At 58.0% G+C, this 24,528-nt stretch carries 21 protein-coding genes and 2 tRNA genes; 22 read left to right on the top strand and 1 reads right to left on the bottom strand.

Annotation, left to right across the window (positions count from 1 at the left end):
• Positions 1 to 189: 189 nt before the first annotated feature.
• The 6 genes from dnaJ (at position 190) to PSH81_RS23035 (ending at position 7,759) form a co-directional block, all read left to right on the top strand.
• Positions 190 to 1,314, top strand: a complete 1,125-nt coding sequence (gene dnaJ / locus PSH81_RS23060) for a molecular chaperone DnaJ (protein ID WP_192298927.1) — start codon at positions 190 to 192, stop codon at positions 1,312 to 1,314.
• 9 nt (positions 1,315 to 1,323) lie between these two features.
• Positions 1,324 to 2,130, top strand: coding sequence for a 4-hydroxy-tetrahydrodipicolinate reductase (gene dapB / locus PSH81_RS23055; protein ID WP_192298926.1), 807 nt, complete (start codon positions 1,324 to 1,326; stop codon positions 2,128 to 2,130).
• 259 nt (positions 2,131 to 2,389) lie between these two features.
• A complete protein-coding gene (carA, locus tag PSH81_RS23050; protein ID WP_192298925.1) occupies positions 2,390 to 3,526 on the top strand; it encodes a glutamine-hydrolyzing carbamoyl-phosphate synthase small subunit in 1,137 nt (378 codons plus the stop codon).
• Between the two features lie 105 nt (positions 3,527 to 3,631).
• Positions 3,632 to 6,853, top strand: a complete 3,222-nt coding sequence (gene carB, locus PSH81_RS23045; protein ID WP_192298924.1) for a carbamoyl-phosphate synthase large subunit — start codon at positions 3,632 to 3,634, stop codon at positions 6,851 to 6,853.
• The gene (greA, locus tag PSH81_RS23040; RefSeq protein WP_003235048.1) at positions 6,850 to 7,326 is read left to right on the top strand and encodes a transcription elongation factor GreA; all 477 of its coding nucleotides are present in this window, start codon (positions 6,850 to 6,852) and stop codon (positions 7,324 to 7,326) included. Before carB ends, greA begins: the two co-directional genes overlap by 4 nt.
• Positions 7,327 to 7,354: 28 nt before the next feature.
• Complete coding sequence (locus PSH81_RS23035; RefSeq protein ID WP_192298923.1) at positions 7,355 to 7,759, top strand: MFS transporter; 405 nt, start codon at positions 7,355 to 7,357, stop codon at positions 7,757 to 7,759.
• A 9-nt stretch (positions 7,760 to 7,768) separates the two neighbouring features.
• Here the strand turns inward: PSH81_RS23035 and PSH81_RS23030 are convergent, their stop codons facing one another.
• Complete coding sequence (locus tag PSH81_RS23030) at positions 7,769 to 8,077, bottom strand: YhbY family RNA-binding protein (protein WP_017139256.1); 309 nt, start codon at positions 8,075 to 8,077, stop codon at positions 7,769 to 7,771.
• Positions 8,078 to 8,182: 105 nt separating this feature from the next.
• Here PSH81_RS23030 and rlmE point away from each other — a divergent pair, with 105 nt between their 5' ends.
• From rlmE to PSH81_RS22950, 16 genes are all read left to right on the top strand, one after another.
• The gene (gene rlmE / locus PSH81_RS23025; protein WP_192298922.1) at positions 8,183 to 8,833 is read left to right on the top strand and encodes a 23S rRNA (uridine(2552)-2'-O)-methyltransferase RlmE; all 651 of its coding nucleotides are present in this window, start codon (positions 8,183 to 8,185) and stop codon (positions 8,831 to 8,833) included.
• 200 nt (positions 8,834 to 9,033) lie between these two features.
• Positions 9,034 to 10,944: an ATP-dependent zinc metalloprotease FtsH gene (ftsH, locus tag PSH81_RS23020; RefSeq protein ID WP_226455730.1), complete on the top strand. Its 1,911-nt coding sequence runs from the start codon at positions 9,034 to 9,036 to the stop codon at positions 10,942 to 10,944.
• 8 nt (positions 10,945 to 10,952) lie between these two features.
• On the top strand, positions 10,953 to 11,804 hold the full coding sequence (folP, locus tag PSH81_RS23015) for a dihydropteroate synthase (RefSeq protein ID WP_226455729.1): 852 nt from the start codon (positions 10,953 to 10,955) through the stop codon (positions 11,802 to 11,804).
• Between the two features lie 16 nt (positions 11,805 to 11,820).
• Positions 11,821 to 13,158: a phosphoglucosamine mutase gene (glmM, locus tag PSH81_RS23010; RefSeq protein WP_192298919.1), complete on the top strand. Its 1,338-nt coding sequence runs from the start codon at positions 11,821 to 11,823 to the stop codon at positions 13,156 to 13,158.
• Positions 13,159 to 13,224: 66 nt separating this feature from the next.
• Positions 13,225 to 13,980, top strand: a complete 756-nt coding sequence (gene tpiA, locus PSH81_RS23005) for a triose-phosphate isomerase (RefSeq protein ID WP_192298918.1) — start codon at positions 13,225 to 13,227, stop codon at positions 13,978 to 13,980.
• A 4-nt stretch (positions 13,981 to 13,984) separates the two neighbouring features.
• Entirely contained in the window at positions 13,985 to 14,368 is a 384-nt protein-coding gene (gene secG / locus PSH81_RS23000) for a preprotein translocase subunit SecG (RefSeq protein ID WP_010206600.1), read from the top strand.
• A 22-nt stretch (positions 14,369 to 14,390) separates the two neighbouring features.
• A tRNA-Leu gene (locus tag PSH81_RS22995) sits at positions 14,391 to 14,476 on the top strand.
• A 96-nt stretch (positions 14,477 to 14,572) separates the two neighbouring features.
• Positions 14,573 to 14,649: transfer RNA gene (locus PSH81_RS22990), tRNA-Met, on the top strand.
• Positions 14,650 to 14,789: 140 nt separating this feature from the next.
• Positions 14,790 to 15,248 carry a ribosome maturation factor RimP gene (gene rimP, locus PSH81_RS22985; RefSeq protein WP_032862957.1) on the top strand — a complete coding sequence of 153 codons (459 nt, stop codon included), beginning with the start codon at positions 14,790 to 14,792 and terminating at the stop codon, positions 15,246 to 15,248.
• Between the two features lie 47 nt (positions 15,249 to 15,295).
• On the top strand, positions 15,296 to 16,777 hold the full coding sequence (gene nusA / locus PSH81_RS22980) for a transcription termination factor NusA (protein WP_017735551.1): 1,482 nt from the start codon (positions 15,296 to 15,298) through the stop codon (positions 16,775 to 16,777).
• A gap of 27 nt (positions 16,778 to 16,804) precedes the next feature.
• On the top strand, positions 16,805 to 19,321 hold the full coding sequence (gene infB, locus PSH81_RS22975) for a translation initiation factor IF-2 (protein ID WP_226455727.1): 2,517 nt from the start codon (positions 16,805 to 16,807) through the stop codon (positions 19,319 to 19,321).
• Positions 19,322 to 19,480: 159 nt separating this feature from the next.
• Positions 19,481 to 19,876, top strand: a complete 396-nt coding sequence (rbfA, locus tag PSH81_RS22970) for a 30S ribosome-binding factor RbfA (RefSeq protein WP_065883945.1) — start codon at positions 19,481 to 19,483, stop codon at positions 19,874 to 19,876.
• 3 nt (positions 19,877 to 19,879) lie between these two features.
• Positions 19,880 to 20,797: a tRNA pseudouridine(55) synthase TruB gene (truB, locus tag PSH81_RS22965; protein ID WP_305391537.1), complete on the top strand. Its 918-nt coding sequence runs from the start codon at positions 19,880 to 19,882 to the stop codon at positions 20,795 to 20,797.
• Between the two features lie 115 nt (positions 20,798 to 20,912).
• On the top strand, positions 20,913 to 21,182 hold the full coding sequence (gene rpsO / locus PSH81_RS22960) for a 30S ribosomal protein S15 (RefSeq protein WP_003176135.1): 270 nt from the start codon (positions 20,913 to 20,915) through the stop codon (positions 21,180 to 21,182).
• A gap of 194 nt (positions 21,183 to 21,376) precedes the next feature.
• Entirely contained in the window at positions 21,377 to 23,482 is a 2,106-nt protein-coding gene (gene pnp / locus PSH81_RS22955; RefSeq protein WP_192298916.1) for a polyribonucleotide nucleotidyltransferase, read from the top strand.
• A 296-nt stretch (positions 23,483 to 23,778) separates the two neighbouring features.
• Complete coding sequence (locus PSH81_RS22950) at positions 23,779 to 24,399, top strand: BON domain-containing protein (protein WP_192298915.1); 621 nt, start codon at positions 23,779 to 23,781, stop codon at positions 24,397 to 24,399.
• The last annotated feature ends 129 nt before the right edge of the window (positions 24,400 to 24,528 follow it).

The following is a 24,528-nucleotide window of genomic DNA, read 5'->3' as shown; positions in this document are numbered from 1 at the left end:
GTGTGATCGGGAATGCTCCTGCTTTCCGAGCAGTAAATACCGCATTTTTGGCCAGGTCCCTGGCTAAAAGTAGTTATGACCAGGATCGTTGAATTGACGTGAGTTGGGTCCGGGCCTGTATTGGGGCTCAACGAGTTTGGCAAGGCTCAGGAGGGTCTGGCTGAACGTCCTACAAGAGTGCAAAGACTTATGGCAAAGCGTGACTATTACGAAGTGTTGGGTGTGGAGCGCGGCTCCAGCGATGCGGACCTGAAGAAGGCCTACCGTCGCCTGGCGATGAAGCACCACCCGGACCGTAATCCGGATAGCAAAGAATCCGAAGAGATGTTCAAAGAGGCCAACGAGGCCTACGAATGCTTGTCTGATCCCAATAAGCGTGCGGCCTACGACCAGTATGGTCATGCCGGCGTCGACCCGAGCATGGGTGGCGGTGGTGCCGGGTTTGGTGGTCAGAATTTCTCCGATATTTTCGGCGATGTGTTCAGTGATTTCTTCGGCGGTGGTCGTGGCGGTCAGCGTGGCGGGGCCCAGCGTGGCAGCGACTTGCGCTACACCCTCGAGCTGAACCTGGAAGAGGCCGTGCGCGGCACCAGCGTCAACATTCGTGTGCCGACACTGGTTAACTGCAAGCCGTGCGACGGCTCGGGTGCCAAGAAAGGCTCCTCGCCGATCACTTGCCCGACGTGCGGTGGTATTGGTCAGGTCCGCATGCAGCAGGGCTTCTTCTCGGTGCAGCAGACCTGCCCGCGTTGCCATGGCCAGGGCAAGATCATTTCCGACCCGTGCGATTCATGCCACGGCGAAGGGCGTGTCGAAGAGTACAAGACGCTGTCGGTGAAAGTGCCGGCGGGCGTGGATACTGGTGATCGCATCCGCCTGTCGGGTGAGGGCGAAGCGGGCACTCAGGGCGGGCCAACGGGCGACCTGTACGTGGTGATCAATGTGCGCGAGCACTCGATCTTCCAGCGTGATGGCAAGCACCTGTTCTGCGAAGTGCCGATCAGCTTTGTGGATGCGGCGCTGGGTGGCGAGCTGGAGATTCCGACGCTGGATGGTCGGGTCAAGCTGAAGATCCCTGAGGGGACTCAGACCGGCAAGCAGTTCCGTATCCGTGGCAAAGGCGTTGCGCCGGTGCGCGGTGGCGGTGCTGGCGACCTGATGTGCCGTGTGGCGGTTGAAACGCCGGTCAATCTGAATCGTCGTCAGCGCGAGTTGCTTGAAGAGTTCCGCAGTTCGCTGGAAGGTGATGACTCTCATTCGCCGAAAACCACAGGCTTTTTCGATGGCGTGAAGCGCTTCTTCGGCGACCTGTAAGGAATGAATATGCGACGTATAGCCGTAATGGGCGCTGCCGGGCGCATGGGCAAGACGCTGATCGAGGCGGTGCAGCAGCGCTCGCCGGTTTCCGGGCTGACGGCGGCGATCGTTCGCCCCGGCAGCACGTTGATCGGTGCGGACGCCGGTGAGTTGGCCTCGTTGGGTCGGATCGGCGTTTCGCTGTCGGGCAGCCTGGAGCAGGTGGCGGATGAATTTGACGTCCTGATCGACTTCACCCTGCCGGACGTGATGCTGAAGAACCTGGCGTTCTGCCGCAAGGCGGGCAAGGCCATGGTCATCGGTACTACGGGCTTGAGCGCTGAGCAGAAGCAGGTGCTGGTGGAGGCGGGCAAGGAGATTCCTGTCGTGTTCGCGGCCAATTTCAGTGTCGGTGTGAATCTGTCGCTCAAGTTGCTAGATCTGGCGGCGCGGGTGCTGGGAGATGAGGCGGACATCGAGATTATCGAAACCCATCACCGTCACAAGATCGATGCGCCCTCGGGCACTGCGCTGCGCATGGGTGAGGCAATTGCCGATGCGTTGGGTCGTGATCTGTCGAAGGTTGCGGTGTACGGTCGTGAAGGCCATACCGGGGCGCGTGCGCGTGACACCATCGGCTTTGCGACCGTGCGCGGTGGCGATGTGGTCGGTGATCACACGGTGCTGTTCGCCACCGAAGGCGAGCGTCTGGAGATCACGCACAAGGCATCCAGCCGCATGACCTTTGCCAAGGGTGCGGTACGTGCTGCGCTCTGGTTGGACGGCCGTGAGCCGGGTCTGTATGACATGCGTGATGTGCTGGATCTGCACTAATCAGTAGCTAAAACGGGGTGTCAGGATTATCCTGAGGCCCCGTTTTTACCCGCTAAGCGACGTCCTGTCGCATTCCCCTGCCTTTTAGGCTCATTAGCGGTGGACCCAAAAAGCCTTTTTCTGTAAGCTACAGCTTTAGTGTGTCCACTAAAAGCGCGCAGAATAATTCAGTGAAGAAGCGGGGTGACGTGTCCATACGTCACTCCGCTTTTTTACAACCTGCGATCGCCCTTTCAGGCTTTATTTACGGGAGGTCTTCTTGACTAAGCCAGCCATACTCGCCCTTGCTGATGGCAGCATTTTTCGCGGCGAAGCCATTGGAGCCGACGGTCAGACCGTTGGAGAGGTGGTGTTTAACACCGCCATGACCGGCTATCAGGAAATCCTTACCGATCCTTCCTACGCCCAACAGATCGTTACCCTGACCTATCCACACATCGGCAACACCGGTACTACACCGGAAGACGTCGAGTCTGATCGTGTCTGGTCGGCTGGTCTGGTGATTCGTGACCTGCCACTGGTTGCGAGCAACTGGCGTAACACGATGTCGCTGTCCGATTACCTGAAAGCCAACAATGTTGTGGCGATCGCCGGTATCGATACGCGCCGCCTGACACGCATCCTGCGTGAAAAAGGCTCGCAGAACGGCTGCATCATGGTCGGTGACAATATTTCCGAAGCTGCTGCAATTGCTGCTGCGCAGGGTTTCCCTGGCCTGAAAGGCATGGACCTGGCAAAAGTGGTCAGCACCAAGGAATCGTATGAGTGGCGCTCCACTGTCTGGGAATTGAAGACCGACAGTCACGCAACCATCGAGGCCGCCGAGCTGCCTTACCACGTTGTGGCCTACGACTACGGCGTCAAGTACAACATCCTGCGCATGCTGGTCGAGCGCGGCTGCCGCGTGACCGTGGTGCCGGCGCAAACCCCGGCCAGCGATGTCCTGGCCCTGCAACCGGACGGCGTGTTCCTGTCCAACGGCCCGGGCGACCCTGAGCCGTGCGACTACGCCATCCAGGCGATCAAGGACGTGCTGGAAACCGAGATCCCGGTGTTCGGCATCTGCCTCGGTCACCAACTGCTGGCCCTGGCCTCCGGCGCCAAGACCCTGAAAATGGGTCACGGCCACCACGGCGCCAACCACCCTGTGCAGGACTTGGACACTGGCGTCGTCATGATCACCAGCCAGAACCACGGTTTTGCGGTGGATGAAGCGACTTTGCCGGGCAATGTCCGCGCCATTCACAAGTCGCTGTTCGACGGCTCCCTGCAAGGCATCGAGCGCACCGACAAGAGCGCGTTCAGCTTCCAGGGCCACCCGGAAGCGAGCCCTGGCCCGAACGACGTAGCGCCGCTGTTCGACCGTTTCATCAATGAGATGGCCAAGCGACGCTGACTGAGCGGCCTGCGGGCGGCCCCGTACCTCGGTGGCCCCCGCAGGCTCTTCAAAGATTGTTCAAGACGGCTTGCCGACTGACCTGCGGATTTGAGTGACAAACCCATGCCAAAACGTACAGACATAAAAAGCATCCTGATTCTTGGCGCTGGCCCGATCGTTATCGGCCAGGCCTGCGAATTCGACTACTCCGGCGCCCAGGCCTGCAAAGCCCTGCGCGAAGAGGGCTACCGCGTCATCCTGGTGAACTCCAACCCGGCCACCATCATGACCGACCCGGACATGGCCGACGCCACCTACATCGAGCCGATCAAGTGGCAAACCGTTGCCAAGATCATCGAGAAAGAGCGTCCGGACGCACTGTTGCCAACCATGGGTGGCCAGACTGCCCTGAACTGCGCCCTGGACCTGGAGCGCGAAGGCGTCCTGGAAAAGTTCGGCGTAGAGATGATCGGTGCCAACGCCGACACCATCGACAAGGCTGAAGACCGTTCGCGTTTCGACAAGGCGATGAAATCCATCGGCCTGGCGTGCCCGCGTTCCGGTATCGCCCACAGCATGGAAGAGGCCAACGCGGTCCTCGAGACCCTGGGCTTCCCGTGCATCATCCGTCCGTCCTTCACCATGGGCGGCACGGGTGGCGGTATCGCTTACAACCGTGAAGAATTCGAAGAAATCTGCGCCCGCGGCCTGGACCTGTCGCCGACCAAAGAGCTGCTGATCGACGAATCCCTGATCGGTTGGAAAGAATATGAGATGGAGGTTGTCCGCGATAAGAAGGACAACTGCATCATCGTCTGCTCCATCGAAAACTTTGACCCGATGGGCGTGCACACCGGTGACTCGATCACCGTGGCTCCAGCGCAGACCCTGACCGACAAGGAATACCAGATCCTGCGTAACGCCTCCCTGGCGGTACTGCGCGAGATCGGCGTGGAAACCGGCGGTTCCAACGTTCAGTTCGGCATCTGCCCGAACACCGGCCGCATGGTCGTGATCGAAATGAACCCGCGTGTATCCCGCTCTTCGGCTCTGGCCTCGAAAGCCACCGGCTTCCCGATTGCCAAGGTCGCGGCCAAGCTGGCGGTGGGTTACACCCTGGATGAGCTGTCGAACGACATCACCGGCGGCAAGACTCCGGCGTCCTTCGAGCCGTCCATCGACTACGTCGTGACCAAGCTGCCACGTTTCGCCTTCGAGAAGTTCGCCAAGGCTGACGCGCGCCTGACCACCCAGATGAAATCCGTGGGTGAAGTCATGGCCATCGGCCGTACGTTCCAAGAATCCTTGCAGAAAGCCCTGCGCGGCCTGGAAGTGGGCGTTTGTGGCCTGGACGAGAAGCTCGACCTGAGCAACCCGGAAAGCATGAGCGTGCTCAAGCGCGAGCTGACCGTGCCGGGCGCCGAGCGTATCTGGTACGTGGCTGATGCCTTCCGTGCCGGCCTGTCCGTCGAAGACATCTTCGGCATGAACATGATCGACCCATGGTTCCTGGTGCAGATCGAAGATCTGATCAAGGAAGAAGAGAAGGTCAAGACCCTGGGTCTGGCCAGCATCGACCGCGACATGATGTTCCGCCTCAAGCGCAAAGGTTTCTCCGACCAGCGTCTGGCCAAGCTGCTGGGCGTGACCGAGAAAAACCTGCGGACCCATCGCCACAAGCTGGAGATCTTCCCGGTCTACAAGCGCGTTGACACCTGCGCTGCCGAGTTCTCCACCGATACCGCGTACCTGTACTCCACCTACGAGGAAGAGTGCGAAGCGGCGCCGTCGGGTCGCGACAAGATCATGATCCTGGGCGGCGGTCCAAACCGTATCGGCCAAGGCATCGAGTTCGACTACTGCTGCGTACACGCCGCTCTGGCCCTGCGCGCAGACGGGTACGAGACCATCATGGTCAACTGCAACCCGGAAACTGTGTCCACCGACTACGACACTTCTGATCGCCTGTACTTCGAACCAGTGACCCTGGAAGACGTGCTGGAAATCGTACGCGTCGAGAAGCCCAAAGGCGTGATCGTCCAGTACGGCGGCCAAACCCCGCTGAAACTGGCTCGCGCCCTTGAAGCGGCTGGCGTGCCGATCATCGGTACCAGCCCTGACGCCATCGACCGTGCCGAAGACCGTGAGCGCTTCCAGCAAATGGTTGAGCGCCTGAACCTGCGTCAGCCGCCAAACGCCACTGTGCGTAGCGAAGACGAGGCCATCCGTGCAGCCAGCAAGATCGGCTACCCGCTGGTGGTGCGTCCGTCCTACGTGCTGGGCGGTCGGGCGATGGAAATCGTCTACGAAGAAGAAGAGCTCAAGCGTTACCTGCGTGACGCCGTGAAAGTGTCCAATGACAGCCCGGTGCTGCTGGACCACTTCCTCAATTGCGCCATCGAAATGGACGTGGACGCTGTCTGCGACGGCACCGACGTGGTGATCGGCGCGATCATGCAGCACATCGAACAGGCTGGCGTTCACTCCGGTGACTCCGCGTGCTCGCTGCCGCCGTACTCGCTGCCGGTGCACATCCAGGACGAGATGCGCGAACAGGTCAAGAAAATGGCCCTGGAGCTGGGTGTGGTCGGCCTGATGAACGTACAGTTGGCGCTGCAAGGCGAAGACATCTACGTTATTGAAGTCAACCCGCGCGCTTCGCGTACCGTGCCGTTTGTTTCCAAATGCATCGGTGTTTCCCTGGCCATGATCGCTGCCCGTGTGATGGCTGGTAAGACCCTGAAGGAAATCGGCTTCACCAAGGAAATCATCCCGAACTTCTACAGCGTGAAAGAGGCGGTGTTCCCATTCGCCAAATTCCCTGGTGTGGACCCGATCCTGGGCCCTGAAATGAAGTCCACTGGCGAAGTGATGGGCGTGGGCGATACCTTCGGTGAAGCATTCGCCAAGGCCCAGATGGGCGCCAGCGAAGTGCTGCCGACCGGCGGTACTGCGTTCATCAGCGTGCGTGATGACGACAAGCCACTGGTTGCAGGCGTTGCCCGTGATCTGATCAACTTGGGCTTCGAAGTCGTGGCCACTGCCGGGACCGCCAAGCTGATCGAGGCTGCCGGTCTGAAAGTGCGTCGCGTGAACAAGGTGACGGAAGGCCGTCCGCACGTGGTCGACATGATCAAGAACGACGAAGTCACCTTGATCATCAACACCACTGAAGGTCGCCAGTCGATCGCGGATTCCTACTCCATTCGTCGTAACGCCTTGCAGCACAAGATCTACTGCACCACCACCATTGCTGCTGGCGAAGCTATCTGCGAAGCGCTCAAGTTCGGTCCGGAAAAGACCGTGCGTCGCTTGCAGGATCTACACGCAGGATTGAAGGCATGACCAAATACCCAATGACCGTCCAGGGCTTCAAGGCCCTGGAAGAGGAACACGCCCATCTGACCAAGGTCGTCCGTCCAAAGCTGAGCCAGGACATCGGTACGGCCCGCGAGCTGGGTGACTTGAAGGAAAACGCTGAATACCACGCTGCTCGCGAGCAGCAGGGTATGGTTGAGGCGCGGATCCGTGACATCGAAGGCCGCCTGCAGAACTCGGTGGTGATCGACGTGACGACCATTCCGAAGACCGGCAAGGTGATTTTCGGCACGACCGTGGAAATCGCCAATGTCGAGACTGACGAAAGTGTGGTCTACCACATCGTTGGCGAGGACGAAGCTGACTTCAAGCTCGGCAAGATCTCCGTCGGTTCACCGCTGGCCCGCGCCTTGATTGCCAAGGAAGAGGGGGATGTGGTGGCCGTCAAGACGCCGGGTGGCGTGATCGAGTACGAGATTGTTGAAGTTCGTCACGTCTGAAAGGCGGCGCCCGCTCCGTGCGGGCGCCATGCTTTGGCAGCTCTCCCAGATGCTTTGGGTGGGTGGCCTGTGGTTGTTGCACATTGGTGTTTTACCGGCGCTGGGCCTGATAGGCCTGGCACCGTTGCTGATCGATGAGATCGACGGATTACTGAGTGCGCTGCTGGTGGGTTTTGCGGCGGCGTGCGTGACACTCCAGGCGTTGGTGCTGGTCAAGGCCGAAGGCTGGGGGAGTTTGTGGCGGGATATTCGCGGCCAACTGCTGTTGATGGCGCTGTATGCGTGTGCAATGTTTTGCATCGTGCATGTGTGGCTGCCGGAAGCGTTGCGCTGGCAGTTGTTCAGCTATCTTGTGCTAGGGTTCTCTGGCTTGGTCCTGGTTGTGCAACCTGCACCGGGATGGAGTGGCAGGGCGCGCGAAGCACGCCCGTGACCCTTTGAATCATTTGAAGCGATGAACGTTCGACAGCTGCTTGTTGACGCTGAAGTTCTTGCGATACAGCAGCGCCATCTTGCCGATGACCTGAACCAGGTCGGCCTTGCCCACCTTGCACAGTTCTGCAATGGCGGCCAGGCGCGCTTCGCGGTCAAGGATGTTGACCTTGATCTTGATCAGTTCGTGATCGCCCAATGCGCGTTCAAGTTCGGCTAACACACCTTCAGTCAAACCGTTGTCTGCCACAATCAGAACTGGTTTCAGATGGTGGCCAATGGATTTGTACTGTTTCTTCTGCTCTTGAGTGAGCGGCATAATCTGACCCCTGCGTCTGATCTTGTAAAAAGCGGCGGCCAGTTTACCCGAGCGAGTCCGGGACCGCCCAGTTAATCACAACCCGTTTTATTTTCGAGGTGGCCCGTGGCCCGTTCCAAAACTAGCCTCAAGTGGCTGCAAGAGCATTTCAACGATCCTTACGTCAAAAAGGCGCAAAAGGACGGCTATCGTTCCCGTGCCAGCTACAAGCTGCTGGAGATCCAGGACAAGGACAAGCTGATCCGTCCAGGCATGAGCGTTATCGATCTTGGTGCAGCCCCTGGTGGCTGGTCCCAGGTGACCAGTCGTCTGATTGGTGGGCAAGGTCGCCTTATCGCTTCCGACATCCTCGAGATGGACAGCATCCCGGACGTGACCTTTGTTCATGGTGACTTTACCCAGGACACGGTGCTCGCCCAAATCCTTGAGGCTGTGGGAAATTCGCAGGTAGACCTTGTGATTTCCGACATGGCCCCCAATATGAGTGGATTACCGGCCGTCGATATGCCGCGTGCAATGTTCCTTTGCGAGCTGGCACTGGATTTGGCGGGTCGGGTATTGCGTCCCGGTGGCGATTTCCTGGTGAAGGTCTTCCAGGGTGAAGGTTTCGACGAGTACCACAAGAACATACGCAAGTTGTTCGATAAGGTGCAGACGCGTAAGCCAGACTCTTCCCGGGACCGGTCCAGAGAGCAATACCTGCTGTGCCGTGGCTTCCGTGGCGTCGAAGGTGCGACGAGTGAAGAGCGTTTTTGAGAAAGTCGAGGAGGGCGATAGGTTTTTTTATGTCGCTTTCGTCACGAAGCTTTACGAATATTGTGTAGTCAAAGTTTCACAAAGGGTTACAGACGGCGCCTGCCAGAGTTGTAGGTAATGTAGTAAGTTAGGCCGGTGAATATCATGCGAAGCGCGCGCCAGTAGCGGAGCTTGCTTCAGAGGGTAGTTAATTGAACGATATGGCAAAGAATCTGATCCTGTGGTTGATCATCGCGGCTGTCCTTGTGACGGTGATGAACAACTTCTCCAGCCCTAACGAGCCGCAGACCCTCAACTACTCCGACTTCATCCAGCAAGTCAAGGATGGCAAGGTCGAGCGTGTAGCGATTGATGGCTTTGTGATCAACGGCAAGCGCAACGACGGCGATAGCTTCAAGACCATTCGTCCGAACATTCCGGACAACGGCCTGATCGGCGATCTGGTGGACAACCACGTCGTGGTTGAAGGCAAGCAGCCTGAGCAGCAGAGCATCTGGACCCAGCTCCTGGTCGCCAGCTTCCCGATCCTGGTGATTATTGCCGTGTTCATGTTCTTCATGCGCCAGATGCAAGGTGGTGCGGGAGGCAAGGGCGGGCCGATGAGCTTTGGCAAGAGCAAGGCGCGCCTGCTTTCCGAAGATCAGGTGAAGACCACCCTGGCTGATGTTGCCGGTTGCGATGAAGCCAAGGAAGAAGTCGGTGAGTTGGTCGAGTTCCTGCGCGATCCGGGCAAGTTCCAGCGCCTGGGTGGTCGCATTCCACGTGGTGTGCTGATGGTAGGCCCGCCAGGTACGGGTAAAACCTTGCTGGCCAAGGCGATTGCCGGCGAAGCGAAAGTGCCGTTCTTCACCATTTCCGGTTCTGACTTCGTCGAGATGTTTGTCGGTGTCGGCGCCAGCCGTGTTCGCGATATGTTCGAGCAGGCCAAGAAGCACGCACCTTGCATTATCTTCATCGATGAAATCGACGCCGTTGGTCGCCATCGTGGCGCCGGCATGGGCGGCGGTCATGATGAGCGTGAGCAGACCCTCAACCAACTGCTGGTTGAGATGGACGGCTTTGAAATGAATGACGGCATCATTGTCATCGCTGCTACCAACCGTCCGGATGTATTGGACCCTGCGTTGCTGCGTCCCGGCCGTTTCGACCGCCAGGTCGTGGTCGGCTTGCCGGACATCCGTGGTCGTGAGCAGATTCTCAAAGTGCATATGCGCAAAGTGCCGATGGGCGACGACGTGGCTCCGGCCGTGATTGCCCGTGGTACTCCTGGCTTCTCCGGTGCTGACCTGGCCAACCTGGTTAACGAGGCTTCGCTGTTTGCGGCCCGTACCGGCAAGCGCATCGTCGAAATGAAAGAGTTCGAACTGGCGAAAGACAAGATCATGATGGGCGCCGAGCGCAAATCCATGGTCATGTCCGAGAAAGAAAAGCAGAACACTGCTTATCACGAAGCCGGTCACGCCATTGTTGGTCGCGTTGTGCCAGAGCATGACCCGGTCTACAAGGTATCGATCATTCCTCGCGGTCGGGCGCTGGGTGTCACCATGTTCCTGCCGGAAGAAGATCGCTACAGCCTTTCCAAGCGTGCGCTGATCAGCCAGATCTGTTCGCTGTACGGCGGCCGTATCGCGGAAGAAATGACCCTGGGCTTTGACGGTGTGACCACCGGCGCGTCCAACGACATCATGCGTGCCAGCCAGATTGCGCGAAACATGGTGACCAAGTGGGGCTTGTCGGAAAAACTCGGTCCTTTGATGTATGCCGAGGAAGAAGGTGAGGTGTTCCTGGGTCGTGGCGGCGGCGGTCAAAGCGCCAGCTTCTCCGGTGAGACAGCCAAGCTGATCGACTCCGAAGTGCGCAGCATCATCGACCAGTGCTACGGCACGGCCAAGCAGATCCTGACCGATAACCGCGACAAGCTCGACGCGATGGCTGACGCGCTGATGAAGTACGAAACCATTGATGCCGACCAGATCGACGACATCATGGCTGGCCGCACCCCGCGTGAGCCTCGCGATTGGGAAGGTGGTTCGGGTACTTCGGGTACGCCGCCAGTGGTCCAGAATGAACGCCCTGAAACCCCGATCGGCGGCCCTGCGGCTGACCATTAAGGTTTGAAATGACTTCTGTGCTGTCCTCCACCCGGTTGCCTTGCGGCAATCGGGTTCTTGATTTGGCCCATACGCATGTCATGGGCATTCTTAATGTCACTCCTGATTCCTTCTCTGATGGTGGTCGCTTCAGCCAGCTTGATGCTGCGTTGCGCCACGCCGAGGCGATGGTGTTGGCTGGTGCGACCTTGATCGATGTGGGAGGGGAGTCCACCCGTCCCGGTGCTCGTGTGGTTTCTCCCTTGGAGGAGCTGGAGCGGGTTGCGCCGATTGTCGAGCGCATCGCCCAGGAGCTGGATGTCATTATCTCGGTTGATACCTCGACCCCGGCTGTGATGCGCGAAACCGCGCGGCTGGGGGCTGGGCTTATCAATGACGTGCGTTCCTTGCGGCGTGACGGTGCCCTGGATGCGGCAGCAGCCACCGGTCTGCCGGTGTGCCTGATGCACATGCTGGGGGAGCCTGGAAATATGCAGGACAATCCGCACTACGACGATCTCGTTGGTGAGGTGAGCAGTTTCCTGGCTGAGCGGATCGCTCAGTGCGCTGGAGTAGGCATCGCTCCCGAGAAGATCATCCTTGATCCTGGGTTTGGCTTCGCCAAGACCCTGCAACATAATTTGAGTCTGTTTAAACACATGGAGTCCCTCCATGCGCTTGGTCGTCCCTTGTTGGTTGGGGTTTCGCGCAAGAGCATGATAGGGCTGGCATTGAATCGTCCAGTGGGTGAGCGGTTGTATGGTGGCCTGGCGCTTGCGGCGCTTGCCGTGACCAAGGGCGCACGCATCTTGCGTGTACATGATGTCGCCGAGACGGTCGATGTGGTGCGCATGATTGCCGCTGTAGAATCCGCCGAATAAGAATGATGGAGCACTTATGACTAAAAAATACTTTGGCACCGACGGTATCCGTGGTCGGGTCGGCGAGTTTCCGATTACTCCTGACTTCATGCTCAAGCTGGGTTGGGCGGCAGGCATGGCGTTCCGCAGCATGGGCGCGTGCCGCATCCTGGTGGGCAAGGACACCCGCATTTCGGGTTATATGTTTGAGTCTGCGCTCGAGGCGGGTTTGTCTGCTGCCGGTGCTGATGTGATGTTGCTGGGGCCGATGCCGACGCCGGCGATCGCCTACCTGACGCGTACCTTCCACGCTGAAGCCGGTATTGTGATCAGCGCTTCGCACAATCCCCACGATGACAATGGCATCAAGTTCTTTTCCGGTCAGGGCACCAAGTTGCCTGACGAAATCGAGCTGATGATCGAAGAATTGCTCGACGCACCGATGACTGTGGTCGAGTCCAGTAAGCTGGGCAAGGTGTCGCGCATCAATGATGCCTCTGGGCGTTACATCGAGTTTTGCAAAAGCAGTGTTCCTACCAGTACCAATTTTGCCGGGCTGAAAATTGTTGTCGATTGCGCACACGGTGCGACCTACAAGGTTGCCCCGAGCGTGTTCAAGGAGTTGGGTGCCGAAGTAACGGTGCTGTCGGCGCAGCCTGATGGTTTGAATATCAACGAGAACTGTGGCTCCACGCACATGGAGCAGTTGCAGGCAGCCGTGCTGGCCAAGCATGCTGACTTGGGTATTGCCTTTGATGGCGATGGCGATCGCGTGCTGATGGTGGATCACACGGGCGCGGTGGTCGATGGCGATGACCTGCTGTTCATCATTGCTCGCGACTTGCATGAGCGTAACAAGCTGCAGGGCGGCGTCGTTGGTACGTTGATGAGTAATCTGGGATTGGAGTTGGCCCTGGCTGACCTGGGGATTCCCTTTGTTCGTGCCAATGTCGGTGACCGTTACGTAATCGCCGAGCTGCTGGAGCGTAACTGGCAAGTGGGTGGCGAGAACTCCGGGCATGTTGTCTGCTTCCAGCACACCACTACTGGCGACGCAATTATCGCGGCGCTCCAGGTATTGCTGTCTTTGCGTCGTCGTGAAGAGAGTCTTGCTCAGGCGCGTCAGGCGCTGCGCAAGTGCCCGCAAGTGCTCCTCAATGTGCGCTTTGCAGGGGGTGAAAACCCAATCGAGCACCCGGCTGTCAAAGATGCCTGTGAGCGTGTGACGCTGGCAATGGCGGGGCGTGGGCGGGTGTTGCTGCGCAAGTCCGGCACAGAGCCTTTGGTGCGCGTCATGGTCGAAGGTGACGATGAAACGCAGGTTCGCGAGCATGCAGAAAGCCTGGCAAAACTGGTAAGTGAAGTTTGCGCCTGAATTCGGCTTGCCAGTGGTGATGTGGTTGGGTAACATCTGCGCCCACTTTGACCGACGGGGTACAGCATGCGTCGCACTATGGTAGCTGGTAACTGGAAGATGCACGGTACCCGCGCCAGTGTCGCTGAGCTGATCAACGGCCTTCGTCACCTGGCCTTGCCTAGCGGCGTTGATGTGGCGGTTTTCCCGCCTCTCTTGCATATCACCCAAGTGGTTGATGGCTTGAAAGGCAAGTCGATTCAGGTCGGCGCGCAGAATTCTGCGGTGGAAGCCATGCAAGGTGCGTTGACAGGTGAGATTGCACCGAGTCAGTTGGTTGATGCGGGTTGTTCCTATGTGCTGGTTGGGCACTCCGAGCGTCGCCAGATGATGGGCGAGCGGGATGGGACACTCAATCGCAAGTTCGCAGCGGCACAGGCTTGTGGCTTGATTCCAGTGTTGTGCATAGGGGAAACCCTTGAGCAGCGCGAATCGGGCAAGACTCTTGAAGTTGTCTCGCGTCAGCTAGGCAGCATCATCGAGGAGCTGGGTGTCGGTGCGTTTGCAAAGGCAGTAATCGCTTACGAGCCGGTCTGGGCCATTGGTACCGGGCTGACTGCTACGCCGCAACAGGCGCAGGATGTGCACGCAGCCATTCGCGCGCAGTTGGCGGCAGAGAATTCTGAAGTCGCACAAGGTGTGCGTCTTCTATACGGCGGCAGCGTGAAGGCGGCCAATGCGGTCGAACTGTTCGGCATGCCGGATATCGATGGGGGGCTCATTGGTGGAGCTTCCCTGAATGCAGATGAGTTCGGTGCGATCTGTCGCGCCGCGGGAAACTGAAAAAATGCTGGAAACAGTCGTAGTCGTTTTTCATCTGTTGGCCGCACTGGGCGTAGTTGCCTTGGTTTTGCTGCAGCAGGGTAAAGGTGCGGATGCTGGTGCGTCTTTCGGTGCAGGTGCTTCAAATACTGTGTTCGGAAGCCAAGGTTCCTCTACCTTTCTTAGTAAGTTTACTGCTATACTTGCCGCCGGTTTCTTCATAACCAGCTTGGGGTTAGGTTACTTTGCTAAAGAGAAGGCTCATGTGCTGACTCAGGTAGGTCTCCCAAACCCAGCAGTGTTGGAAGTTCCAAAAGCAAAACCGGCTTCTGATGATGTCCCGGTGCTTCAAGAGCAAAAGTCGGCTACTCCAGCGACTGACGTACCTCCAGCTCAAGAGCAAAAGTAAGAAGGGTTGTAAACGCTGTATTGCCGAGGTGGTGGAATTGGTAGACACGCAACCTTGAGGTGGTTGTGCCCATAGGGTGTAGGGGTTCGAGTCCCCTTCTCGGTACCAATTATCAGGAGAGCCCGCTGTTGCGGGCTTTCTTGTAGGTGGAAGGTTACATTGACCCTGCAAGGGATCGGTCGTATACTTCCGCCCCAGCTTTGTCGCGGGGTGGAGCAGTCTGGTAGCTCGTCGGGCTCATAACCCGAAGGTCGTCGGTTCAAATCCGGCCCCCGCAACCAGTTTTAGCGGAGCCCCTTTTAAGGGGCTTTTTGTTAGCTGGACACTTTCAACGCCGCTGTTCGACGGCGTTTCAAGGATGGGCGTTTCGCCCATTTTTTTATTTTGCACAGCATGCACATACATGCACGAGGGGGTTCAGGTGTCGAGCAAGCTAGAAGAGTTGCAGGCCTTGCTGGCCCCGGTGGTCGTGGCCCTAGGCTATGAATGCTGGGGTATTGAGTTTTCGGCTCAAGGTCGCCACTCAATGTTGCGCGTTTATATCGATAAAGAGGGCGGTGTGCTGGTGGACGATTGCGCCATTGTCAGCCGTCAGATCAGCGGTGTCCTGGATGTTGAAGATCCAATCGCCGTTGAATACACCCTCGAAGTTTCCTCGCCAGGCATGGAACGCCCACTGTTCACTATCGAGCAGTTTGCTAAATATGTCGGTGAACAAGTGAAGATCAAGCTGCGATCCCCGTTCGAAGGGCGACGCAATTTTCAGGGCCTTCTGCGCGGTGTAGAAGAACAGGATGTCGTGGTGCAGGTAGAAGACCATGAGTTCCTGTTGCCGATCGATATGATCGACAAGGCCAACATTATTCCCAGTTTTGACTGAGACGCGGATCCCGCGGATCCAATGGCTTGCGAAAGGCGAGGCGTACGATGAGCAAAGAAGTACTGCTGGTTGTTGAGTCGGTATCCAACGAAAAGGGTGTACCGGCAAGCGTGATTTTTGAAGCGTTGGAGCTGGCCCTGGCCACTGCTACCAAAAAGCGCTTTGAAGACGAAGTTGATCTGCGTGTGGAAATCAACCGCCACACCGGTGCCTACGAGACTTTCCGTCGCTGGACGGTGGTCGAAGAGGACGATCTTGATGATCCGGCCATCGAAACCTGGCCGAGCAAGGTTGCGCAAACGCATCCTGGCGCCAAGGTCGGTGATGTCGTTGAAGAGAAAATCGAATCCATCGAGTTCGGCCGCATTGCTGCACAGACTGCCAAGCAGGTCATTGTGCAGAAAGTCCGCGAAGCCGAGCGCGCTCAAGTCGTTGACGCTTATCGCGAGCGCCTGGGTGAAATCATCTCCGGCACCGTGAAAAAAGTCACCCGCGACAATGTGATCGTCGACCTGGGCAACAACGCAGAAGCGTTGCTGGCTCGCGAAGACATCATTTCTCGCGAAACCTTCCGTGTCGGCGTGCGTCTGCGTGCGCTGCTCAAGGAAATCCGCACCGAGAACCGCGGTCCTCAGCTGATCCTGTCGCGTACCGCGCCGGAAATGCTGATTGAACTGTTCCGCATCGAAGTGCCGGAAATCGCCGAAGGCCTGATCGAAGTCATGGCTGCGTCCCGCGACCCGGGTTCGCGCGCCAAGATCGCGGTCCGCTCCAAGGACAAACGCATCGACCCGCAAGGCGCTTGCATTGGTATGCGCGGTTCGCGCGTCCAGGCAGTGTCGGGCGAATTGGGCGGTGAGCGTGTGGACATCGTCCTGTGGGACGATAACCCGGCGCAGTTCGTGATCAACGCCATGTCGCCAGCTGAAGTGGCGGCAATTATCGTTGACGAAGATGCCCATGCAATGGACATCGCCGTTGGCGCAGACAATCTGGCTCAGGCCATTGGTCGTGGTGGTCAGAACGTGCGTCTGGCCAGCCAACTGACCGGCTGGACCCTGAACGTGATGACCGAATCGGACATCCAGGCTAAGCAGCAAGCTGAAACCGGTGACATCCTGCGCAACTTCATCGACGAGCTGGAAGTCGACGAAGACCTGGCGCAGGTGCTGGTAGATGAAGGCTTCACCAGCCTGGAAGAGATTGCCTACGTACCGTTGGAAGAAATGCTCAACATCGACGGCTTTGACGAAGATACCGTCAACGAGCTTCGCGCTCGGGCCAAGGATCGTTTGTTGACTAAAGCCATCGCTACTGAGGAAAAGCTGGCAGACGCCCATCCGGCCGAAGACCTGCTCTCGCTTGAGGGTATGGACAAGGATTTGGCGATGGAACTGGCGGTGCGCGGCGTAATTACCCGCGAAGACCTGGCCGAGCAGTCTATTGACGACCTGCTCGACATCGACGGCATTGACGATGATCGTGCCGGCAAGTTGATCATGGCCGCCCGAGCCCATTGGTTCGAGTAATTAGGCGCGGCCTGAGGAGAGAAGTGCATGACGCAAGTCACGGTGAAACAACTGGCCGATGAGGTCAAAACACCGGTAGAGCGCCTGTTGCAGCAGATGCGTGAGGCAGGTCTGCCGCACACCGCCGCCGATGAAGGTGTGAGCGATAGTGAGAAGCAGTCTTTGCTGACTCACTTGAAGAGCAGCCACAAGGCGAAAGTGGAAGAACCGCGCAAGATTACATTGCAGCGCAAAACCACCAGCACACTGCGTGTTGCTGGTAGCAAGAGCATCAGCGTTGAAGTACGCAAGAAGAAAGTCTTCGTACAGCGCAGCCCGGAAGAAATCGAAGCCGAGCGCAAACGCGAACTGGAAGAGCGTCGCGCAGTAGAAAATGCTGCTCGTCAGAAGGCTGAAGAAGAAGCCAAGCGTCGCGCCGAAGAAGAAGCGCGTCGCCAGCCTGCTGCTGCGCAACCTGCTGCCACTGAAGCGGTCGCTGCGCCTGTTGAAGCTGTGCGTGAGGCCGCTCCGGTTGCCGCTGCACCTGCTCCGGCAGCTGACGCCCGCAAGCGTGACGAACCTCGTCGCCCGGACAAGCCACGTGCCGACGATAACAATCGTCGCAGCGGTGGTGGCGATGGCGAGCGCAAAAACGCTCCGCATCGTGCTTCGGTCAAAGAGAAAGCGCCTGCTCCACGCGTTGCCCCACGTACTACCGACGAAGAAAGCGATGGCTTCCGTCGTGGTGGTCGCGGCAAGGCCAAGCTGAAGAAACGCAACGCCCACGGTTTCCAGAGCCCAACCGGCCCTGTCGTGCGTGAAGTGAAGATCGGCGAGACCATCACTGTTGGCGATCTCGCCCAGCAGATGTCGGTCAAGGCAGCTGAAATCATCAAGTTCATGTTCAAGCTGGGTACTCCGGCCACTATCAACCAGGTACTGGATCAGGAAACTGCCCAACTGGTTGCTGAAGAGCTGGGCCACAAAGTGACCCTGGTCAGCGATACCGCCCTGGAAGATTCCCTGGCCGAGTCCCTGAAGTTTGAAGGTGAGGCGGTTTCCCGTGCACCGGTCGTGACCGTAATGGGCCACGTTGACCACGGTAAAACTTCCCTGCTCGACTACATCCGTCGTGCCAAGGTTGCTGCTGGCGAAGCCGGCGGTATCACCCAGCACATCGGTGCGTACCACGTTGAAACCGACCGTGGCATGGTGACGTTCCTCGACACCCCTGGTCACGCCGCGTTTACCGCAATGCGTGCCCGTGGTGCCAAGGCGACTGACATCGTGATCCTGGTGGTTGCAGCTGACGACGGCGTGATGCCACAAACCATCGAAGCCGTTCAGCATGCCAAGGCTGCTGGCGTTCCGCTGGTTGTTGCGGTGAACAAAATCGACAAGCCGGGCGCTGATCTTGATCGCATCCGTAGCGAACTGTCGGTTCACGGCGTGACATCCGAAGAGTGGGGTGGCGACACTCCATTCGTACCAGTCTCCGCGAAGATGGGTACTGGCGTTGACGAACTGCTCGAAGCCGTTCTGTTGCAAGCCGAAGTCCTGGAACTGACTGCTACTCCCTCGGCTCCTGGCCGTGGCGTTGTGGTTGAGTCCCGTCTCGACAAGGGCCGTGGCCCGGTTGCGACCGTTCTGGTTCAAGACGGTACCCTGCGCCAAGGCGACATGGTCCTGGTCGGTTCGAACTACGGCCGTGTACGTGCCATGCTCGACGAGAACGGCAAGCCAATCAAGGAAGCAGGTCCTGCTATCCCGGTCGAGATCCTCGGCCTGGACGGTACGCCGGACGCTGGCGACGAGATGAGTGTAGTGGCCGACGAGAAGAAAGCCCGTGAAGTGGCTCTGTTCCGTCAAGGCAAGTTCCGCGAAGTCAAACTGGCCCGTGCTCACGCAGGCAAGCTGGAAAACATCTTCGAGAACATGGGCCAGGAAGAGAAGAAGACGCTTAACATCGTCCTCAAATCTGACGTACGTGGTTCCCTCGAAGCGTTGAACGGCGCCTTGAACGGCCTGGGTAACGACGAAGTGCAAGTGCGCGTTGTCGGTGGCGGTGTCGGTGGTATCACCGAATCCGACGCCAACTTGGCACTGGCTTCCAACGCTGTGCTGTTCGGCTTCAACGTGCGTGCCGATGCTGGCGCTCGCAAGATCGTCGAGCAGGAAGGCCTGGACATGCGTTACTACAACGTCATCTACGACATCATCGAAGACGTCAAGAAAGCCCTTACCGGCATGCTTGGCAGCGACGTCCGGGAGAACATCCTGGGTATCGCCGAAGTACGTGACGTGTTCCGCTCGCCGAAATTCGGCGCGATCGCCGGCTGCATGGTTGTCGAAGGCACTGTGTACCGTAACCGTCCAATCCGCGTACTGCGTGAAGACATCGTTATCTTCGAAGGCGAGCTGGAATCCCTGCGCCGCTTCAAGGATGACGCTTCCGAAGTACGTGCCGGCATGGAATGCGGTATCGGCGTCAAGAGCTACAACGACGTCAAGGTTGGCGACAAGATCGAAGTCTTCGAGAAGGTTCAGGTTGCTCGCAGCCTCTAACTCGCGCACTTCCGGAGCCACGCAGCGAGTGGGCATGCAAATGCCCCGCGCAGCGTACGGACTCTAAACGCAACGCCCGGTCTGGCTTTTGTCAGGCCGGGCGTTTGCCGCTTTCAGACCCCACGGGTTTCACCGTGTGGCAGTAACAGGTAACAAGACATGGCAAAAGAATACAGCCGTACCCAGCGTATCGGCGATCAGATGCAGCGCGAGCTGGCCCAACTGATCCGTCGCGAAGTCAAAGACCCACGGGTTGGCCTGGTCACCATCACCGCCGTTGAAGTGAGCCGTGACGTTGGTCACGCCAAGATCTTCATCACCGTGATGGGGCAGGACAACAGTGAAGAAATCGCGCAAAGCATCAAGGTGCTCAACGCTGCGGCAGGTTTCCTGCGCATGCAGTTGGCCCGTGAAATGAAGCTGCGCAGCGTTCCCCAGCTGCACTTCCACTACGACGAAAGCGTCGTGCGTGGTGCGCATCTGTCGGCACTGATCGAGCGCGCCGTGGCGGAAGACAGTCAGCACCCGTCCACACCTGAAGACGCCAAGGAGTAAGCGGTGGCTCAGGTCAGACGTATCCGTCGCAACGTCAGCGGCATCATTCTGCTCGACAAGCCCATTGGCTTTACCTCCAATGCCGCTTTGCAGAAGGTCCGCTGGCTGCTCAATGCCGAGAAGGCCGGGCACACCGGCAGCCTTGATCCGCTGGCCACCGGCGTGTTGCCGTTGTGCTTTGGCGAGGCTACCAAGTTCTCGCAATACCTGCTCGATTCCGACAAGGGTTACGAAACCCTCATGCAACTGGGCAAGACCACCACCACGGCCGATGCCGAAGGTGATGTTTTGCAGGTTCGCGATGTGACCGTTGGTCGTGCGGATATTGAAGCGGCTTTACCCGGTTTTCGTGGGCAAATCAGTCAGATACCGCCGATGTACTCGGCGCTCAAGCGTGATGGGCAGCCACTTTACAAGCTGGCACGTGCGGGCGAAGTAGTGGAGCGCGAACCGCGTTCTGTTACTATTGCGCGCTTGGAATTGCTCGCCTGTGAAGGTGACACTGCGCGTCTGGCCGTGGACTGCAGCAAAGGCACCTATATCCGTACCCTAGTGGAAGATATTGGTGAAAAGCTTGGTTGCGGCGCGTACGTTGCAGAACTGCGACGCACCCAGGCCGGCCCTTTCACCCTGGCCCAGACGGTCACGCTGGAAGAGTTGGAAGCGGTGCACGCCGAAGGCGGCAATGAAGCAGTTGATCGCTTCCTGATGCCATCGGACAGCGGTTTGCTGGATTGGCCATTGCTGCACTTCTCGGAGCACAGCGCGTTCTACTGGCTCAACGGCCAGCCGGTACGTGCCCCGGATGCCCCGAAGTTCGGCATGGTGCGGGTACAGGATCATAACGGTCGCTTTATCGGTATCGGTGAAGTGAGCGAAGACGGGCGCATCGCGCCGCGTCGACTGATTCGGTCAGAATGACCGAACGAGTGTGGCTGTTAACAGGCACGGTCAACACTCATTTTTAGATACAGGGATTTGTCCCTGGCCTGTTGAGACTGCCCTTTGGGTGGTTTCCTGAAAAAAGGATTGCCTCATGGCTCTCGACGTTCAAGAAAAAGCACAAATCGTTGCTGACTATCAGCAAGCTGTTGGTGACACTGGTTCGCCAGAAGTGCAAGTTGCACTGCTGACCCACAACATCAACAAGCTGCAAGGTCACTTCAAGGCCAACGGTAAAGATCACCACTCCCGTCGTGGTCTGATCCGCATGGTAAACCAGCGTCGTAAGCTGCTGGATTACCTGAAAGGCAAGGATCTGGGTCGTTATCAGGCTCTGATCGGTCGCCTGGGTCTGCGTCGCTAATAAGCGATTGCGCTAGAGGTTGGTTGTCTGCCGTGTGTCAGTGGGATTCCCGCTGGCCCATGGCAGGCTCCCAGCCTCAAGTTTTATCTGGATACACGTTTTACCCTGGACTAGCGTCGGGCCGATTCCCGACATTGCCCAAGAATTTCGCAAGAAGACAAGTTCCCCAAGAGCCACAAAGAAGGTAGGACACCGTGAACCCGGTTATCAAAAAATTCCAGTTCGGTCAGTCGACCGTTACCCTCGAGACAGGCCGTATCGCCCGTCAAGCCTCCGGCGCAGTGCTGGTTACCGTTGACGACGACGTGACCGTATTGGTGACCGTTGTTGGCGCCAAGACCGCTGACCCAAGCAAAGGCTTCTTCCCTCTTTCCGTTCACTACCAGGAAAAGACTTACGCTGCCGGTAAGATCCCTGGCGGTTTCTTCAAGCGTGAAGGCCGTCCTTCCGAGAAAGAAACCCTGACTTCCCGACTGATCGACCGTCCGATCCGTCCGCTGTTCCCAGAAGGCTTCATGAACGAAGTGCAGGTTGTCTGCACCGTCGTTTCCACCAGCAAGAAAACCGATCCGGACATCGCTGCGATGATCGGTACTTCGGCTGCCCTGGCTATCTCGGGCATTCCGTTCGACGGCCCGATCGGCGCCGCTCGCGTTGCTTTCCACGAAAGCACCGGCTACCTGCTGAACCCGACTTACGAGCAACAGAAAGCATCGAGCCTGGACATGGTCGTTGCCGGTACCTCGGAAGCCGTATTGATGGTTGAATCGGAAGCCAAAGAGCTGACCGAAGACCAGATGCTGGGCGCCGTACTGTTCGCCCACGACGAGTTCCAGGCGGTCATCAAGGCCGTTACCGAACTGGCTGCCGAAGCCGCCAAGCCTACCTGGACCTGGACTGCTGCCCCGGAAGCCACCGAGCTGCTGAGCACTATCCGCTCCGAGTTCGGCGCTGCGATCTCCGACGCCTACACCATCACCGTCAAGGCCGACCGCTACGCTCGCCTGGGTGAGTTGAAGGATCAGGTCGTTGCCAAGCTGTCCGGTGAAGAAGGTCAGCCTTCCTCCAGCGATGTCAAAGCGGCTTTCGGCGAAATCGAATACCGCACCGTTCGCGAAAACATCGTCAACGGCAAGCCACGTATCGACGGTCGCGACACCAAGACCGTACGTCCGCTGAACATCGAAGTCGGCGTTCTGCCAAAGACTCACGGTTCGGCGCTGTTCACCCGTGGTGAAACCCAGGCCCTGGTTGTGGCGACTCTGGGTACTGCCCGTGACGCACAGCTGCTGGACACCCTGGAAGGCGAGAAAAAAGACCCGTTCATGCTGCACTACAACTTCCCTCCGTTCTCGGTGGGCGAGTGTGGTCGCATGGGTGGCGCTGGTCGTCGTGAAATCGGCCACGGCCGTCTGGCCCGTCGTTCGATTGCAGCCATGCTGCCGGCTGCCGACGTGTTCCCGTACACCATCCGTGTCGTATCGGAAATTACCGAATCCAACGGTTCCAGCTCCATGGCTTCGGTCTGCGGTGCTTCCCTGGCACTGATGGATGCTGGTGTGCCGATGAAGGCGCCGGTTGCCGGTATCGCCATGGGCCTGGTTAAAGAAGGCGAGAAGTTCGCCATCCTGACCGACATCCTGGGCGACGAAGACCACCTGGGCGACATGGACTTCAAGGTAGCCGGTACCGCCAAAGGCGTCACCGCGCTGCAGATGGACATCAAGATCAAGGGCATCACCGAAGAGATCATGGAAATCGCCCTGGGCCAAGCCCTGGAAGCGCGCCTGAACATCCTCGGCCAGATGAACCAGATCATTGGTCAGTCCCGTACCGAACTGTCGGAAAATGCTCCGACCATGATCGCGATGAAAATCGACACCGACAAAATCCGTGATGTTATCGGTAAAGGCGGCGCGACTATCCGTGCGATCTGTGAAGAGACCAAGGCTTCGATCGACATCGAAGACGACGGCTCGATCAAGATCTTCGGCGAAACCAAGGAAGCCGCTGAGGCAGCACGTCAGCGCGTCCTGGGCATTACCGCTGAAGCCGAGATCGGCAAGATCTACGTCGGTAAGGTTGAGCGCATCGTCGACTTCGGCGCATTCGTCAACATCCTGCCGGGCAAGGACGGTCTGGTTCACATCTCCATGCTGAGCGACGCTCGTGTTGAGAAAGTGACCGACATCCTGAAAGAAGGCCAGGAAGTGGAAGTGCTGGTACTGGACGTGGACAACCGCGGCCGTATCAAGCTGTCCATCAAGGACGTAGCAGCAGCCAAGGCTTCGGGCGTTTAATCACCCTCAGGCTTTTCGCTGAAAAAAGGGACTCTTCGGAGTCCTTTTTTTATGCCTGGAGGAAAATGCCTGGAAATCAGGTGCTTACCCAGATCCAAAAGCCGCAACTTGCATGCAGAGGCGAGGGGTTTCATGCAAGTTGCACGATTACAAAAAACAGCTGTTTTCGTAACTCGTTGTTTTGTAAGGTTTTAATTGCCTGATGCGACTTGGCACACTGTCTGCAATATCCCTGTTAACGCTGCAGCATCAAGGTTTACGTACTGCAGACTTTTAATAAAACAGGAGTTACTCGTATGAAGAAGTTCGCTCTCGCTACTGCTACCGCTCTGACCCTGGCCATGGGTGCTAACGTAGCCTTTGCTCAGACTTCCCAAGCCCCTATGACCCTGGCGGCCGGTGAAGTGACCAAGGCTAAAGAGTCCACCTCGGACACCTGGATCACCACCAAAGTGAAAGCTGATCTGCTGACCGAGAAAGGCATTCCTGGTTCGGACATCAAGGTTGAGACCAATAAAGGCGTGGTTTCCCTGTCTTCGACAGTCGCGATCTCCGACGCTCAGAAAGCCACTGCCGTAGCCATCACCAAGAAAATCAAAGGTGTTACCGCCGTTTCGGCTGACGGCCTGATGGCTGGCGGCGCTACCAAGGCTGACAATATCGACAAAACCAAAAGCGCAGCGGCTGACGCCAAAGAGTCCACTTCGGACACTTGGATCACCACCAAAGTAAAAGCTGACCTGGTGACCGAGAAAGGCATTCCTGGCACCGACATCAAAGTCGAAACCAACAAAGGCGTAGTGTCCCTGTCTTCGACCGCTGCGGTCACTGAAGCTCAGAAAACTACCGCGGTGAACATCACCAAGAAAATCAAAGGCGTTAAAGCTGTATCGGCCGACGGCCTGAAAGCAGAGTAACGCACCCCTTTTCGTCTGAACTGGACGGCGGCGGCTTAGGGTGAGTTAGACATCCACCTGATGCACCTCTGGAGTTCATGCGAGCGACCACACGGATGTGGTCATTACAGGCCCCGGCACTTGTGTCGG

It is taken from the genome of Pseudomonas sp. FP2335 (assembly GCF_030687535.1).
GTDB lineage: Bacteria > Pseudomonadota > Gammaproteobacteria > Pseudomonadales > Pseudomonadaceae > Aquipseudomonas.
The sequence above is the reverse complement of the archived record's forward strand: the minus strand, read 5'-3'. Positions and strand labels throughout refer to the sequence as shown.

Coding starts and splice junctions, on each gene's coding strand:
- PSH81_RS22950 (WP_192298915.1), top strand. CDS start 23,779: ATGAAGAAGTTCGCTCTCGCTACTGCTACCGCTCTGACCCTGGCCATG.
- greA (WP_003235048.1), top strand. CDS start 6,850: ATGACCAAATACCCAATGACCGTCCAGGGCTTCAAGGCCCTGGAAGAG.
- glmM (WP_192298919.1), top strand. CDS start 11,821: ATGACTAAAAAATACTTTGGCACCGACGGTATCCGTGGTCGGGTCGGC.
- rbfA (WP_065883945.1), top strand. CDS start 19,481: ATGGCAAAAGAATACAGCCGTACCCAGCGTATCGGCGATCAGATGCAG.
- infB (WP_226455727.1), top strand. CDS start 16,805: ATGACGCAAGTCACGGTGAAACAACTGGCCGATGAGGTCAAAACACCG.
- dnaJ (WP_192298927.1), top strand. CDS start 190: ATGGCAAAGCGTGACTATTACGAAGTGTTGGGTGTGGAGCGCGGCTCC.
- folP (WP_226455729.1), top strand. CDS start 10,953: ATGACTTCTGTGCTGTCCTCCACCCGGTTGCCTTGCGGCAATCGGGTT.
- carB (WP_192298924.1), top strand. CDS start 3,632: ATGCCAAAACGTACAGACATAAAAAGCATCCTGATTCTTGGCGCTGGC.
- secG (WP_010206600.1), top strand. CDS start 13,985: ATGCTGGAAACAGTCGTAGTCGTTTTTCATCTGTTGGCCGCACTGGGC.
- nusA (WP_017735551.1), top strand. CDS start 15,296: ATGAGCAAAGAAGTACTGCTGGTTGTTGAGTCGGTATCCAACGAAAAG.
- rpsO (WP_003176135.1), top strand. CDS start 20,913: ATGGCTCTCGACGTTCAAGAAAAAGCACAAATCGTTGCTGACTATCAG.
- ftsH (WP_226455730.1), top strand. CDS start 9,034: ATGGCAAAGAATCTGATCCTGTGGTTGATCATCGCGGCTGTCCTTGTG.
- tpiA (WP_192298918.1), top strand. CDS start 13,225: ATGCGTCGCACTATGGTAGCTGGTAACTGGAAGATGCACGGTACCCGC.
- PSH81_RS23030 (WP_017139256.1), bottom strand. CDS start 8,077: ATGCCGCTCACTCAAGAGCAGAAGAAACAGTACAAATCCATTGGCCAC.
- PSH81_RS23035 (WP_192298923.1), top strand. CDS start 7,355: ATGCTTTGGCAGCTCTCCCAGATGCTTTGGGTGGGTGGCCTGTGGTTG.
- dapB (WP_192298926.1), top strand. CDS start 1,324: ATGCGACGTATAGCCGTAATGGGCGCTGCCGGGCGCATGGGCAAGACG.